This is a genomic window from Enterococcus sp. AMC1086, assembly GCF_058216575.1.
This window is the reverse complement of record NZ_CM177100.1, coordinates 2,851,400-2,867,759: the sequence shown is the minus strand read 5'-3', so window position 1 is coordinate 2,867,759 and position 16,360 is coordinate 2,851,400. Positions and strand designations below refer to the sequence as shown.

At 36.4% G+C, this 16,360-nt stretch carries 12 protein-coding genes and 1 riboswitch; of the genes, 11 read left to right on the top strand and 1 reads right to left on the bottom strand.

What is annotated here, in order from left to right:
• Positions 1-20 precede the first annotated feature (20 nt).
• The 11 genes from AC4BC4_RS13445 to AC4BC4_RS13395 all read left to right on the top strand — a co-directional run bounded on the left by AC4BC4_RS13445 (position 21) and on the right by AC4BC4_RS13395 (position 14,552).
• Complete coding sequence (locus AC4BC4_RS13445; RefSeq protein ID WP_438758289.1) at positions 21-452, top strand: hypothetical protein; 432 nt, start codon at positions 21-23, stop codon at positions 450-452.
• A gap of 872 nt (positions 453-1,324) precedes the next feature.
• The gene (locus tag AC4BC4_RS13440; RefSeq protein ID WP_490476032.1) at positions 1,325-2,014 is read left to right on the top strand and encodes a winged helix-turn-helix domain-containing protein; all 690 of its coding nucleotides are present in this window, start codon (positions 1,325-1,327) and stop codon (positions 2,012-2,014) included.
• Between the two features lie 213 nt (positions 2,015-2,227).
• On the top strand, positions 2,228-6,526 hold the full coding sequence (locus AC4BC4_RS13435; protein ID WP_490476031.1) for an isopeptide-forming domain-containing fimbrial protein: 4,299 nt from the start codon (positions 2,228-2,230) through the stop codon (positions 6,524-6,526).
• Positions 6,527-6,548: 22 nt separating this feature from the next.
• A complete protein-coding gene (locus AC4BC4_RS13430; RefSeq protein ID WP_490476030.1) occupies positions 6,549-6,902 on the top strand; it encodes an LPXTG cell wall anchor domain-containing protein in 354 nt (117 codons plus the stop codon).
• Positions 6,899-7,708 carry a WxL domain-containing protein gene (locus AC4BC4_RS13425; protein WP_438758293.1) on the top strand — a complete coding sequence of 270 codons (810 nt, stop codon included), beginning with the start codon at positions 6,899-6,901 and terminating at the stop codon, positions 7,706-7,708. Before AC4BC4_RS13430 ends, AC4BC4_RS13425 begins: the two co-directional genes overlap by 4 nt.
• Positions 7,709-7,757: 49 nt before the next feature.
• A complete protein-coding gene (locus AC4BC4_RS13420; protein WP_438758294.1) occupies positions 7,758-8,543 on the top strand; it encodes a WxL domain-containing protein in 786 nt (261 codons plus the stop codon).
• Positions 8,544-8,655: 112 nt separating this feature from the next.
• Positions 8,656-9,723, top strand: coding sequence for a WxLIP family cell surface protein (locus AC4BC4_RS13415; protein ID WP_490476029.1), 1,068 nt, complete (start codon positions 8,656-8,658; stop codon positions 9,721-9,723).
• 77 nt (positions 9,724-9,800) lie between these two features.
• Positions 9,801-10,463: a hypothetical protein gene (locus tag AC4BC4_RS13410; RefSeq protein WP_490476028.1), complete on the top strand. Its 663-nt coding sequence runs from the start codon at positions 9,801-9,803 to the stop codon at positions 10,461-10,463.
• A gap of 12 nt (positions 10,464-10,475) precedes the next feature.
• Positions 10,476-11,186: a signal peptidase I gene (lepB, locus tag AC4BC4_RS13405; RefSeq protein WP_490476027.1), complete on the top strand. Its 711-nt coding sequence runs from the start codon at positions 10,476-10,478 to the stop codon at positions 11,184-11,186.
• 154 nt (positions 11,187-11,340) lie between these two features.
• Positions 11,341-11,483, top strand: a riboswitch (SMK box riboswitch).
• Positions 11,481-12,668: a methionine adenosyltransferase gene (gene metK / locus AC4BC4_RS13400; RefSeq protein WP_490476026.1), complete on the top strand. Its 1,188-nt coding sequence runs from the start codon at positions 11,481-11,483 to the stop codon at positions 12,666-12,668. (Overlaps the previous riboswitch by 3 nt.)
• 420 nt (positions 12,669-13,088) lie before the next feature.
• The gene (locus tag AC4BC4_RS13395; protein WP_490476025.1) at positions 13,089-14,552 is read left to right on the top strand and encodes an MDR family MFS transporter; all 1,464 of its coding nucleotides are present in this window, start codon (positions 13,089-13,091) and stop codon (positions 14,550-14,552) included.
• On the opposite strand, the gene AC4BC4_RS13390 is transcribed toward AC4BC4_RS13395, so the two are convergent.
• Positions 14,542-16,302, bottom strand: coding sequence for an IS1182 family transposase (locus AC4BC4_RS13390; RefSeq protein WP_490476024.1), 1,761 nt, complete (start codon positions 16,300-16,302; stop codon positions 14,542-14,544). The genes AC4BC4_RS13395 and AC4BC4_RS13390 overlap by 11 nt on opposite strands.
• Between the last annotated feature and the right edge of the window lie 58 nt (positions 16,303-16,360).

Genomic DNA, 16,360 nt, shown 5'->3' with positions numbered 1-16,360 from the left:
TTATGGGAGGAGAGAGCATTATGTATAGTTATACAGATATGATTTTGTCAGTAATGCAACGGGTTGAAGTCTACAACGAGATTTTTAATGCCATTTCTAAGGAAGTACAAGAGAACAGCTGTAGCCAAGCAATTAACAGAAGAGGTAAAGATACGTATTTATTTTGCCGCAGCAACGTTAACCGTTTCTTTATAGAAGAAGCAAGTTTTAGAAAAAACTTAGTATTTTATGGAGAAAAAGAAGCAACGAAAATCTTGTTAGAAGGCTTAGATACTTATAAAGAAGGAATTTATTTTTGGTTAGAAGCATTAAATGAACAATGCGAGGTAATTGATGAGATTAAGTATAAACGTGGCGTAAATGGTACTGAAAGTTCGTTTAGATTAATTAATCAAGCATGTAAAGAAGCATGTGGCGGTATTCAAAGTGCGCACAGTGTCCATAAAATGTAATAAGGTGCATCCAAAAGACCGTTAATGACAAGCGAATATAGTAAAAATTTGTAAAATATTTTTGAAAAAAGATATTTAGTTAAAATAATTAGTGTGGAATATCATCAAGCATTCATTTTATTCATTTTGAAATTTTTAACTAGTTGATAGTTTCAAAAATGAGAGTGGGAAACAGTATTTATTTTTTAAAAACATTCTTTTTTATTACCGTTAGTTAGGGTTTAAAGGACTGGCATTTAACTCATTGAGTTAGATGCCAGTCCTTTTTTTATATAATTATCTGTTGATCAAAAAATCCAATACAGTATCTATTTCATGAGTATTTTTAACGTCTCTGCATAAAAAAACGATGATCTAGGATGAGCAATACATTCATCGTAAGGACCACGAATTAGGTAGACTAACTCTATTCTACGAATACTAATACTTCGAATTCTATAAAATCTATCAATAATCAATTTTTTTCTTTATTAAAAATAATGATAAGGAGTTTAAATATCTTTCTCCTATTCATTTTCTCTCTCCTTTCTAATTATTGTAACTTAGGAATGAAAAAAGTGTTTTATCATAAAGAATTGTTATAAATCAATATTTCGATCAACAAAAATCAAAAAAACACAAAAAAAGCGACAATAAAACGACATTAAATTCACATAATTCTCAAATATTTATATTATTTATCAAAAATATGATAAATAAAAGAATGCAAATCCTATGGACTTGTTAAAAAAAATAGATTAAACTTATTTTAGTTTCAAATATATATTAATATTATATCTTATTTATAAAATTATCGAAATTATTTTTACAAAAAACTAGATTATGAATTAGGAAGAAAAGTTAATAACAAAAAGCTAAAGGGAGAACAACGCATGTACAACATAGGATTTGTTTTACTTGATAATACAGATGAACAACAATACATAGATTCGTTAAAAAGTACTCAGTTGCATGTACACCCAGTCAACAAAAATGAGGTTGCTGAAACAATAGGAAATTATGACGGCATTGTCATTAATGAACAGCAAGCACAAAATATTGGACTTATCTGTGAACTGATCATTCTGTTAAAGAAAAAACGCAATACTTTTATTTGGGTGATTTCACAGCGAGAAAATAAGATGAATCACATTGTATATTTACAACTTGGAGCAGATGGCATACTTGATAACGAATGTGATCCAGAAGAATGCAAACTTGTAATAATCAATGCATTAAATAGATACAATCGAATGACGCCAATATTTGAGAAGCATACACAGAATACAGAGAGTGTACCTGAGATTCAATTGCGACCATCTAACTTTAGTGTTTTATTGGATGGAAAAGAAATTAACTTAACAAAGTTAGAATTTAAAACAATTGAATTTTTGCAAACAAATCAAGGTGTGGCAGTTTCATATGAAGAAATCTATAAAAATGTTTGGAAGAATGAGGGAAATGATAAGCAATATCGTGTCTCAAATCTTATTTTTCATCTTAGGCAAAAAATCGAAAAAGATGCAGCACACCCCAAATATATTAAAACAGTTCGGTCAAAGGGATATAAGTTGATGGCATAAAAATGCTGTTCAATGAAAATGATTTAATCAATCAAACAACAATGAAGTCATGGCGTTTGCCCTGAAAAGATATAGGCAATGACGGTGACAGAAGTATAGGAATAAGGTTTCTCTTTTTTGATTTAATGAATACGATGTAGTGTTAAATCAAAAAGTTGAAATATATTTGTGCGCTTTTTAGCACGATGATTTTTGAGGGAAGGAGGAAAAATAATGAAAATAAAAAACAAAGGGTTCTATTTTGGATTGCTTCTATTATTAGTTGCAGTTGTCGGTTATGTTTCGTTAAAGAGCGTTAATCCTTTACTTGCGGCATCGGAAAATTATTCATTGGAACGAGGAGACATCTCCAGTGATAATGAAAAATCGATTCCTGTCAAATTAATAATCAATAATCCTAAGGATGAGGAGTTGACTTTTAAGTCTGCCGGGTTAGACGGAATTTACGTTGAAGATTTTTTAGAAGGACAAACTAAAAATGATTTGTCTACGATTGAGTTGATCGACTTTTCTAAAGATTCATTCACAATCAAGACAAAAGCGTCAAAGGAACCATTGATTGTTCAGTTTTTCGTTCGGACATTTGCAGGAAATAAAGCTAGAACTGGAAAAGTCACACTTTCAAATAAATCAGGTGAAGTAGCGAAAGTTACTCTTGATTTACCTGAAATCAAAGAAGAAAAAGTGATAGAACAAAAAATGAAATCTGTTGAACAAATCGCTGCCTTGAACACTTCTGTGTATGCAGCGCCTGTAAATCCTAAAGTCGTTTCTTTGTGGGCTGACTTTGCCTCTGCTTTAGCTGATCCAACGGTTGACAAAATCACTATAGCAGCTAACATGTCAGCTACGACGAATCCTTCGCTTGCGGCACGTCCCTCATTGGAAATAGATGGACAGGGTCATGAGATTGATTTCACAGGTACGACTGGACGTTCGATCACAATGGCGCAAGGAAGTACAACAGGTAGCACGCTAAATGTAAAAAATCTAAAATACACGGGTAATAATGGTACTGCGATTTTTAACGCCAGTGCAGCAAACAGTAACAATTGGACAGTAAACTTTGAAAATATAACCACCTTGTCAGGAAGTTCTCGAGCTTTGATTACGGCTGTCAATAGTGTGGTTACGATTAGTGGGACAAACGTATTAAATATTGTTCGTGCGACAAATATGATCACGGCTAAAGAAGTCTATATTCAAGGAACAGAGAATGATAGAGCTTCTGTAGTTATCAATGAGGGCGCTAATTTTGTTACTTCAACTGTTGCAAATGGAAAATTCTTAATTGAAAATGCAGATGTTACAGTCGAAAAAGTTTCAAGTTTGTTTAATATTACAGGTGCAACAACACAATTGGACATTAGAAATTCGACAATTACAGTTGCCACGATCGCTAACTTTATTTATGGAACGTCTATAAATACAACGATCAATAACAGTAAGATAGATATTCCAACAAATATTTCGGGGAATTTTTACCGAAATAGTGCTGCGAATTCCTCACTGGTAATCAATGGAAAATCAGATATCAATATAGAGAGTACAACGACTAGTGATATTATCGATGCTTCAGGTACGATGAGTTTTATTGTTGATGACTCTACGATCAATACCAATAGTGTTGGTCAAATATTTAGTAATTCGGCAGCTGGAACTGACATGATTGTTCAAAATAAGGCTCAGTTTACCGGTTACAGTCGGTCGAATAATGTTTTGAGGTCCAGCGCACAGGTGGATATTACCGTTAAAGATGAAGGAACCAAGTTAGAGGTATCGGGAAATTCGACTCAAACGGCAGATAGTGGCGGGATTATATCGATTGCTGCTGCAAACTCAACACTTAATGTGGAGAACAAAGCGTATTTCAAAATACATTCATTAGAGCCAAATACTGCAACACCAGCAGTCATGATCCAAAGTAGCGGAGGAAGTTTTAACGCTAGCGGTCAATCTATTCTTGATATGACTTCTGAAGGACAAAGTAATGGATTGGCTGGTGCAGTTCGTTTTAGACTGGATGGGAATATGGCATTTAATGTTTCCGGAGAGTCGCAAATCAATATTAATAAAAACGCTGGTGGAGCTCCTGGAATCAGAATGTTTGGTGCTAATAACAAAATCTTAGTATCAGGAAATTCTGATTTTACAGTTCGTAACAAAGGAACTGGGTCACCGCAGGCACCGGGTACGGATGGAAGAAATCAAGGTATTATCTTCTACGATTCAAGTAATTCCGGACCGCATAGTTTTACATTAACAGATCCAGGTAGTCGTGTGAAAATTTTAGCAGATAATGGTGCTGGAATTGATACATGGCGTCCTATTACAGTCTCTGCGACTGAAGGAACTTACTTTGAAGTTGTCGGAAATACGTCAAGTGGTGCAATCTTTAATACCTATGGCAGCAGAGATTTAACCTTTGTTTTGGATAAACCGATGTATTATGATTTCAGAAATAATGGTTCTGGGAAGGCATTGATGTCTCCAGGCTCTGCTTCAACATTTAAATCGGTTCATTCAGATGTTTCACTCTGGATACCTAAATCAGGGGAAGCAAATAATGGAAATGATGGAAATCCTTTTAGAGCATGGACATTAGTGGACTATAGCTTGAAAGGTGCAAATATGCTTCTAGATACATCAAGTGATTCGACCTTCAATACTGGAACAGATTCATTTGGGAATAGTGGAATCAATCGCTACTCGCGGATGTCAGGAAACAATGCTAATCCAATTGTAGATGAGGTTCGTACCCCAACAAACGCGGATAAGTTTATTTATGGTCACGTTAGCATACCAGAAGGGAAAGACGGTTTCCGCGATGCTTGGACAGATGAAGTACAAGTAGAATTAGAAGTACAGCTTCCAAATGATTCCACTAAGCATAAGATATATGGTACAACGGTTCAAGATGGAGAGACTGGTAAATACAGTATCTATGGAGAAGCAGCTAGAGCAGGGATCTTTAAGGCAGATATGTCTTCACTACTTCCAACTGGAGAAACGTTTATTCCAACAGGAACTAAAGTAAATGTGCTTCGCGCTTGGCGTGGATCAAGTGATGTGCCTGCTGAAGATGATAACAATGTGCATATTGGTTTGCCTACAGATGTTGTGTACGGAGACTTCTGGTTTACAGATACTGTAACAACAATCGATGTCACACCGCCAACTCAAGCAGTTGTGTCAACAACTATAGATAATGCATCAAAACAGATCAAAGGAAAAAGCGATGAAGATGGCGCTAAAGTCTTTGTAAAAGTCAATGGTGAATGGCTGAAAGATACAGCTAATAACGCAGTGACAACCACTGTTGCTGGCGGTAATTGGACAATCAACTTGCCAAGTTATATCGATAAAACAGCTCAAGTAGAAGTTTATCTAAAAGACACAACAAAAATTACGCCACTACCATCATATGTACTTCCAAGTAGCTATACGGTTGAACCAGATGGTGTTGATGGAAACTTAAATGAGGATCCAACAACTTATAATAGTTATGTTGGGTATCATGATGCTCTTAAGGGGACAACTGATAATCGATTCGATTCAGCCACATTGAATACGGTCGCTGATGTTCTTCCAGATAAACCGATGATAGAAAAAACGGTTGTTTCTTCTGGTGGAGCCACGACACAAGTAGGAGATACTCTGACGTATACGATAACAGCTAAAAATAACAAAGAAGCAGCCTATACTACGCTTTGGGCAAATACAGTTATTAAAGATACCCTTCCAGCAGGATTAGATTTCGATTCTACAACAGCTGAAGTTAAGATTGGCGGAGTCGTTGCTGAAACACCAAAAGACTATTCCTATGATTCCGATTCACGCTTATTAACAGTTAAATTGGGAGATTTAGCTACAGGTGATTCAGTTACGGTTACTTTTAAGGCTAAAGTTGCTTCTTCTGCGGTAGGAACCGTGGTTAGTAATACCGCAACTGCAGTTGGTGATTCACCAAGAGAGACCCCGTTTGTTGAAGGACCCAATGATCCGAATGCAAAACACGAAACCTATAGCGCTACTTCAAAAAAAGCTGATAGCCCAGGCGGAACGGTCTTTGGTGTTCTTGAGTTAGCTTCTGCACCAACAGAAATTGATTTTGGAAGCGTAAAATATCAGGGAAAAACAACTCGTATCAATTCAGCTACACATCAAGGAGCAGATTTAGTCGTGAAAGACAGTCGGGCAAATAAAAAAGGCTGGTCACTAACGGCCAAATTGACGACTCCTATGACAAGCACTGATCCAGACGTTCCAGCATATACGTTAGATGGCGCTCTCAAATACGTTTACAAAAACAATGAGATCACATTGAACGGCGGAGCTCAGGATATCATGATTCAAGCTTCCAATGCTTCAACATCAGAAACGACCTATAACATTAGTGATACGTGGTCTGAATCTGGTGACGGATTTAAATTTGAAGCTTCAGCTCAAGATGTGAAGACGCTTGGGACTTACCAAGGTGAGATCCTTTGGGAACTGGGCGATACTCCATAAAAGTAAAGGAGATTTTTAACTTATGAGAAAAAAAATCAGCGTTTTAATACTCTCCTTTACTTTTGCATTAACGCTAGCAATCAGTGAACCATTGAATGCGGCGGCTAATAATGGAGGAGAGGTGCAGACCAATGGTGTGATCAGTTTTTACGAAGATAGCTCGTCAACAGAGCCGTCTAGCACCACAGAACCTTCATCAAATACTCAGGAATCTACTAATACCCCAGCAGTTAAAAAACCTGTCGGACGTTATCCGAGTACTGGTGAGATGGTAAGAACGAGTCTTGTATTCAGCGGAGCAGCCTTAGTTATTATCGGCTTACTGCTATTTTTCTGGAAACGTAAGAAAGAGAAAGAAGGGCGGGAGAACACATGAGAAAATTAGATAAAAAAATTAACTTTCTCGTTGTGCCAGTTGCCATGATTTCTTTAGTAGCACTGAATAGTGTTACAGTCTATGCGGAATCAGAGTCGTTGAGCGGAACTGGAAAGATTGAATTTTCAGGCGAATACCCGCAAGATATTGTCGATCCAGAAAAACCTGGTGAAATTGTTGATCCTGGAGAAACGCCTCAACTTAAGGGAGACTTAAGAATTGACTTTGTTCCGAAACTGGATTTTTATCAGAATAAAATTTCTGATAAAGACGAAGTATACTACGGAAATGCACAAAATTTCTTTGGTGCAACAAAGCCTAGAGGGAACTTTGTTCAAGTGACTGACTTGAGACAAAAGCCTACAGGTTGGACGTTACAATTGCGACAGGAAATGCAATTTACAAACAAAGATACAAAACACACTGAGATAAAAGGTGCCATGTTGTCACTAGATAAATCATGGGTAAGCTCTACTAAAGATATGAGCAATGCACCACAACTATCGAAGGAAATTATCACTATAGACAATGTTGGTGCTTCGTATAACTTAGCACAAGCAAATTCTGGACAAGGCGGCGGAACTTGGTCAATTTCTTTTGGAGCATCTGATGAAAATCAGAACAATCAAAAAAATACTCTGGAACCTAGACTTGATAGAGAAGGACAAGCAGTTCTTGATCCAGTATTTGACAACAAGCCTGTCTATTTGAATAAAGCTGTTTCACTATCAATACCAGGAACAACAATTGTTGATCCGGTACCTTACACTACGGTGTTGACTTGGATATTAGCCGAGTTGCCATAAATAGAAACAATCACACACACTATCACAGAAAAACTAGGAGGAAACACACATGAAAACAAAAACATTATGTTCAGTAGCATTATTAACTTTAGTAGGAGTAAGCTTAGCGGCACCAGCTGCAGCTAACGCTGAAGCAAAATCATTACCATCAAACGGTAAAATCAAATTTACTGAAGACAACAGTGAAAAACCTATTGTCGATCCAGAAGATCCAGACAAACCAGTTGTAGATCCAAAAGAACCAGTTATCGTTAATCCAGATCGTGGTTCTTTCAGTATCGATGCTGTAACTGAATTAAACTTTGGCGAAGATAAAGTAAAAGCTTTTGCTTCTAACCCAGAATACTTTGCTGCAGCTATTCCAGTAACAACTGGTACAGGAGAAGATGCAACAGAGGTTAATCGTGGTAACTTTGTACAATTTACAGATGTACGTGGTGTTGCAAACCATAAATACAAAGTAAGCGCACAATTGTCAAAACAATTTGAAGCAAATGCAAATGCAGGTACATTCTTAAAAGGCGCTACAATTGGCTACTCAAATGCAAAAATTAGTTCAGCTGACCCAGCAGCACAATGGCCAGCAACAACAGTCGCAGGTTTCACATTAGCAGCAGATGCAGCTGGAACAGGTGCTGGTTCGTCAGTAGATGTTTTAACAAATACTGATGCGTCTAAAGGAATCGGAACATACACAATTGAATTTGGTCAATACGGTGACGGAACGGCTGATACAACAGCAGAATCTGTAAAATTAACTGTACCAAACACAAACGTTTTACTAGCTGACGAATATACAGCTGAAATTACTTGGACAATCGCTGAAGTATTATAATTAAAACTGAAAAATAAGTTGAATTATATAGCATACTTTAAGTAATCATGTTCAAAGAAATGGCGGGACAGAAAAAAATTCTGTCCCAGCCTTTTTAAAGAGAGGGATATCGATGAAGAAAAAGCATCTATTATATTTAGTAGCAATGGTCATTTTAGCCATGATCATACCGATCAAGACCTATGCGGAAGAGGACAGTAGCGGTAACGCAACTGGATTTACATATGAAACGATCAAGCCTGATAATCAAAGAAGTAAAGACGTTGGTTACTTCGATTTAGGGATGACACCTGGACAAAAACAAACCGTTAAAATCAAAATCAACAATTTAGCTTCAGAAGAAATTGAAGTCTCAGTCAAACTAAATAGCACAAAAACAAATGCCAATGGTGTGATTGAATATGGACCTTCAACTATAAAAAAAGATAAATCATTAAAATATGATTTTGAGAACATTGTTAAAGCTCCTGAAACGGTTAAAATACCAGCCAATAGTGAACAGGATGTCGACATAGAAATTACAATGCCAGAAGCATCGTTCGATGGAGTGATCTCAGGCGGAATACAACTTCAAAAAATTGAAAAAGAAGAAAAAGAAACGAAACAGAAAACCGGTGTTATCAATAAATATGCATATGTCATCGGGATGATTCTTTCTGAAACGGATAAAGATATTCAACCAAATTTAGAATTAAACAAAGTATATGCAGAATTGAATAATTTTAGAAATACTTTTTTTGTAAACTTCTCTAATGTGGAACCCGCTTATTTAGAAAATATGACAACACAAGTCCAAATCATGAAAGAAGGCAGTGACGAAGTCTTATATGAAACAAAACGTTCTGGTATGAGAATGGCGCCGAATTCATTGATTGATTTTCCAGTAAGTATGGAAGGCGACCGGATGGTTCCAGGAGATTATCGCTCTAAAATTTTAGTGACTTCGGGTGATAAGAAATGGGAATGGGACGAAAAATTCAAGATTACAGATGAAGAAGCAGATAAATTCAATAATCAAGATGCCGGTTTAGAAAATGTTCAAACGTTTAACTGGCAGTTGATTGCAGGAATTGTTGGTGGTGTAATCGTATTAGCACTCATTATTTTCTTTGTGATTAGAACAATTAACAAAAAGAAAAAAGAAAAGAAAAAACAAGCAAAAAAAAGACCTAAAAGATAATAAATAATCCAGAGGATTCTATTTTCAAGTCTAAGCTGTAAAAATTCGTTTAACAAAAAAAATGAGGAGGTAAAGAAATGACGGTATTGGATTGGTTTTTTATTGTTTCTTTGTCCCTAGCAAGCATAGGGTTATTGTTTGCAGGGATCTCCTTTTTTCTGATGATTCAAACGAATAAAGCTTTGAAAAAAGTCAAGAAAACCAAAGTCAAAAAGAAAAAACAGAAACAAAAAAGAAGAAAAATCAGAGAATTAACAAAAAAAAGTAAAAAGCAACGAACGTCTGGGCTCATTTTAATTCTATTATTTTTAGTGTCAGCTTCAATTGCAGGTTATTCTTTGTATTATCAATCTATGCATTTAAGCGCCAAGGACTCCAAAGCGGTTGTTCAAGGGTACTATTTGGTGGATAACCTTGAAAATCAGTTAAAAGAAGCTAAAAATACTGAAAATGATGTGAAATCAGGTAAAAATATTAAGTTACTAGCAGGTCAACTCTCAAGTTATGGTATTTATAAAGCAACGATTAGAAACACGGAACAAGGTCAAAAAGTGTTGAATAAGTATTATCGATCAATGAAGGAATTGGGAATTAATGTATCTTCTCAATCAGATGAATTCTTCAAAGATGAGGCTCTTTTAAATGAGTTTGAAGCAGATTTAACAGCCGTCAAGAAGAACCAAGAAGCGGTTGTGAACTACTTTAAAATTAATGAAAAAGCGTTGGTAAATAAAAAATAACTTGGTGATTTTATGAAAAAAATGGCTCATAAAAATAATAATAAACCAAAAGCAAAGAAACGACCTACTCCCCAAAAAACATCTAGTATGAAAAAAAAGTCAAGAAAAAGAAGAGTAAAAACAAGTACGGTGTCAAAAAAAGCCAAGAGGAAGAAACAAAATAAGAAAAAAAGAAGAATTAGAAAAATGAACGTTCTTTTTTTTGAAATAGGCTTAACCATACTTGTCACTTTTGGCGTGCTCTATCTACTCTCTCTTTTTACATTTTCTTTTGCAAAAGTTGAAGGGTACTCTATGAGTGATACATTGGAAGACCGTGATGTGGTCGTTGTCAATAAATTAGCTAAAATCAAGCGTTTCGACCTTGTCTATATTCGTGTGCCTAATTCTAGCGATAAGTCAGTTCGAAGAATCATTGGTCGTCCAGGGGAAAGTTTATATTATAAAAATGGTCAGTTATTTATCAATGAAGAGGAAAAAGAAGAACGTTTTATTGCGGAATATAAAAATCAATTTGAAAAAGATGGTATGATGTTTACAGAAGATTTTACGCTAAAGTCTTTGACAGGACAATCTACAATACCTAAAGGAAAGTATCTAGTTCTAGGCGATAATCGTCCTTATGCAACGGATAGTCGCTACTATCAGTTAATTGATGAAAAAGATATTATTGGTACTGTCGAAATGAGAATATTACCGCTACATAATATATATCGATTTTAATAAAATACTTGAGAAACACCTAGATTCTATTGTAGATTCGCAGGTGTTTTTGTTCTTTAAACTCCCTCCCTTTACGTTTGGATTAGAAACATAAAGAGTTTTTAGTTAAAAGAATAAAAAGTAAGTTTTTTCTTAATGAATCTGTTATACTTATGAAAGTTACAAGTTCCCGAAAGGATTTGTTGTGGAATTGTAGGTTTCTCAAAAGAATATTCTACTTTGAATAGGAAGAGAAATACACTACATTTTATGCAAAGATGCCTTGTAACCGACTAAATTTAGGGGGAATACATTATGACAGAGAGACATTTATTTACATCAGAATCCGTTTCTGAAGGACATCCAGACAAAGTTGCCGATCAAGTGAGTGACGCAATACTAGATGCGATTTTAGAGCAAGATCCGTTGGCCCGTGTAGCTTGTGAGACAAGCGTTACAACAGGTTTAGTTTTAGTTTTTGGAGAGATTTCTACTACCGCTTATGTAGATATCCAAAAAGTGGTTCGACAAACATTGAAAGATATTGGTTATACACGCGCTAAATATGGTTTCGATGGTGATACTGTTGCAGTTCTAGTTGCAATCGATGAGCAATCACCAGATATTGCACAAGGTGTGGATGATGCGCTAGAGACACGTGGTGACAAAGATACGAAGGATGATATTGGTGCTGGAGATCAAGGTTTGATGTTTGGTTTTGCAGTGGATGAAACACCCGAATTAATGCCATTGCCAATTTCTTTAAGCCATAAAATAGTTCGCCGTTTGGCGCAATTACGTAAAGAGGAAAAACTATCTTATCTACGTCCAGATGCAAAATCACAAGTGACCGTAGAATACGATGAAAATGGCAAACCACAACGTGTGGATACAGTCGTAATCAGCACACAACATGATGAAGAAGCTACGCTGGAGCAAATTCAACAAGACGTTAAAAAACTTGTCATTGAAGAAGTGATACCAGCCGAATTATTAGATGAAGAAACAAAATACTTTATTAATCCGACCGGTCGTTTTGTAATTGGTGGGCCACAAGGAGATGCTGGCTTGACTGGGCGCAAAATTATCGTAGATACTTACGGTGGATATGCTCGTCACGGAGGTGGCGCCTTTTCTGGGAAAGATGCTACTAAGGTCGATCGTTCTGCAAGTTACGCAGCACGTTATATTGCAAAAAACATTGTTGCAGCAGGTTTAGCTGAAAAAGTGGAAGTACAATTAGCGTATGCAATCGGTGTAGCACAACCTGTATCGATTTCAATCAATACTTTTGGAACAAGTGAAGTACCTGAAAGCAAATTGATCGCAGCCGTTCGGGAAAACTTCGACCTGCGTCCAGCAGGAATTATAGAAATGCTTGACTTACGTCGTCCAATTTATAAACAGACGGCAGCATATGGTCATTTTGGTCGTACAGACATTGAACTACCTTGGGAGCAGACAGACAAAGTCGACGCAATCAAGAAAAGCTTGATGGAGTAAAAGAGGCGGCGCTGCTAATGAAAATTAGCGGCGCCGTTTTGCTGCGAATCACTGCGACTGCCGTGCAGAGCAGATGATGAGCAGTACTAGGCGACCAAAGGGAGCGTAGTTACCGTACTAGTGAATCACCAAATGCTGTACTCCCGAATAACAAATAGAAGTTAGCGACCAAAGAGAGCGTAATTACCGCACTAATGAATCACCAAATTGTAATCTCGAATAAAAAAATAGAAGTCAGCGACCAAAAAGATCATGATCATCAAATACCATAAACCCACAAAATCACTCATGAAGTAAATTACAATAATCCTAAAAACTCTAATAGTAATGTAAAGTCTAATAGCAGTACCAATAAAACTCTGTAGAATAATTTATAAGTAACGTTAGGAAACTAGATAAAATCAAAAAGGATGGAGATATATGGAAAGAAAAACAAACGTCAAGCTTGTAACGATTAGTGTCTTTGTTGCAACGTTTATGACTGCAATTGAAGGAACGATTGTTTCCACAGCTATGCCAACGATCGTAGGATCGCTGCACGGAATGGAAATCATGAACTGGGTCTTTTCAATTTACCTATTAACAAACGCAATGCTGACACCGATTTATGGCAAACTAGCCGATAAAATCGGTCGTAAACCGATTTTTATGATTGGAATTATTATTTTTATTATTGGTTCGTCACTGTGCGGCTTGGCGCAAAATATGATCACATTGATCATTGCCCGGGCGATTCAAGGAATCGGAGCAGGAGCGATTATGCCTGTTGCTTTGACGATCTTGGCTGATATTTACCCAATTGATAAGCGGGCAAAAATGTTAGGTTTGAATAGTGCTGCTTGGGGAATTGCGAGTATTTTTGGTCCGTTAGCAGGTGGATTTATTGTAGATACTGTTGGCTGGCACTGGATTTTCTTCATCAATGTACCAATCGGTCTTGTATTGATGGGCTTGATCGCTTATTTTTTAGTTGAGCCAAAAAGAGAACAAAGTAAAGTACCAATGGATATTTTAGGAAGCATACAGCTGATGTTAGTCTTATTGACGCTATTATTAGGATTCCAATTAATTGGTGATGGTGGTTTTAGCCTAAAAGTGTTCCTTTGTTTAGGGGCTTCTGTTTTATTTTTCATCGGATTTATTTTTGTAGAAAAAAAAGCCAAAGATCCAGTTATTGATTTGATGCTGTTTAAGAATTCTACTTTTGTGATCGTCAATATCGTAGCTGCTTTGATCAGCGGATTTTTGATGGGAGTAGAAGTGTATATCCCAATGTGGATGCAAGGTGTATTAGGAAAAAGCGCTGGAATCGGCGGCTTGGTATTAGCGCCAATGTCGATTTTATGGATGGTAGGTTCGTTTATCGCAAGTAATTTAATGGAAAAACATACAACAAAAAGAGTGCTGACGATTGGCTTGAGTATTACGCTATTAGGTGGTATTTTCTTAGTATTGGTTCCTGCGACGATTTCATTTGTCTGGTTTTTTGCGATTTCTTCTGTTTTAGGAGTCGGTTTTGGGATTACGATTACGACCACTACAGTGACCGCTCAAAGCAGTGTCGATCCATCAGAAATGGGTGTTGCAACATCATTCAATACATTGGCTAGGACAATTGGACAAACATTGATGGTGTCGATTTTTGGCGTGATCATCAATGCCGTAACAACTTCAGAATTGGCGAAAAGTACATTACAGGTCGATCCAGATGTGATGAATCAACTCGTTAATCCGCATACGGCGAATACTATACCAGCTGATTTACTAAGACCTTTACGCGGCATGCTGTATGCTGGACTTCATAATGTGTATGTAGTCGGAATCGGCTTGATCATTGTTGCGATTATTTTAAATGTAGCAGTAAAAAAGAAAGTTAGTAATTAGTGGAGTTAAATAATTTTTTTATAAAAAATAATAAAAGTAAATATTGTTTTAATACAAAAAAACATATCTTCTCTGAGTTTGGGACATAAGTCCCAAGAAACAGAAAATAGAAGACCGAAAATCGTAAAATGATTTTTAGTCTTCTGTTTTTTAGTTTATTGAGAGACTTATTCTTGTTTGATAGCTTATTTAGCCTATATTTCCTCAAATATACTGCCATTAACGCGAATCCAATTTCATTGTGTGTCTGCTGTTTCCCTCGAACAGAGAACCGAGTGAAGCCTAAACAAGCCTTCAAATGTCCGAAAGCAGGTTCGACGTCAATTTTTCGTTGACGATAGAGTTTACCTGTTTCTTCTTCTGAAAGCAGCTGTTGAATCGTCGCTTTAAAGTATTCCCAGTTCATGTTCTTTTGAATCTCACGATTCTTGTCACTCTTCGCTTTTGTACATTGGCTTCGAAGAGGACAATTCGAGCAATCTTCACATTCATACCGTTTTAAATACCGTTTAAAGCCATATTTATCTGTACGAATAGAATAATTTCGAAAATTCATTTTCCGTCCGTTTGGACAAAGAAACGTATCCTCTAATTCTTGGTACGGCCAGTTTGTTGGCAGGAATGGATTTTGTTTAAACTTTTTCTTCTGTTCTTTATGATACATGGCATACGTGATGAGCGGTATTCGCTTATGGTCTTCTAAAACAGCTTGATAGTTTTCTTCTCCCCCGTAGCCGGCATCTGCGACAATATAGGTTGGTAGCTCAAAGAAACACTCCTTTAAAGTGGTTAAAAAAGGGTGCAATGTTCGTGTATCTGTTGGATTTGAGAAAAGATCATAGCCTAAAATATACTGACTGTTCGTGGCGATTTGAAGATTATAACCTGCTTTCAACTGACCGTTTTTCATGTGATCGTCTTTCATGCGCATAAAAGTAGCATCTGGATCTGTTCTAGAGTAACTGTTTCGTTGCCCTAAAATCTGTCTATGTTTTTGATAAGCGAGTTTTCGCTCTTTAAAGTCCTGGAAAAGTTTCCTTAATTTTTTAGGAACTTTTCGTTTAGAACGGATTGATTTGCGCGTCATTCCATCCTCTGCTTGTTCGATTTTTTCTGTAAACTGTTCGACAACATGCGCGAGATTTTCTTCAATCTTGTCTAATTCAGTGACAGATAATTCTTTTGCGGACTCTCGCTCAATTTCAGGAATAATTTGATTTTTTAACAATTCATCATAAAGAAAAGTTGATTTTTCAGTAAGCTTTTTATCAAAGTTATCAATCGATTTTCTCCAAACAAAGGTGTATTTATTGGCGTTGGCTTCGAGCTTTGTGCCATCTATAAAAATGGCTTCTTCATCGATTAATTGTTCCTTAACTAATTGGCTACGGAACTGGACGAAGCACTCCCGAAGGAGTGCATTTACTAAAGGATTCACTCGAAAACGATTGATCGTTCGATAACTAGGTTGATAACTTTGAGTGAGCCACATCATGCGAATACTGTCTTTCGTCAAGGCTTCACTCTTTCGACCAGAAAATACGGATTGTGTGTAGGCGCATAAAATCATCTTCATCATCATTTTTGGATGATAAGAAGAAGGCCCCATTTGATGATGAAAAGGAAGAAAGCGTTCATCAGGAATACTTTCAATTAGCTCATCAATGGCAAACGCAACATCATTTTTTTCTAACTGAAAACTAAAATCTAGAGGAAGAACGACTTGATTTGTGGTATAATTTTTAAACATAAGAACACCTCGCTAGTTTATTTGTTTAGTCACTTTTATTTTAGCAAAGGTGTTCTTA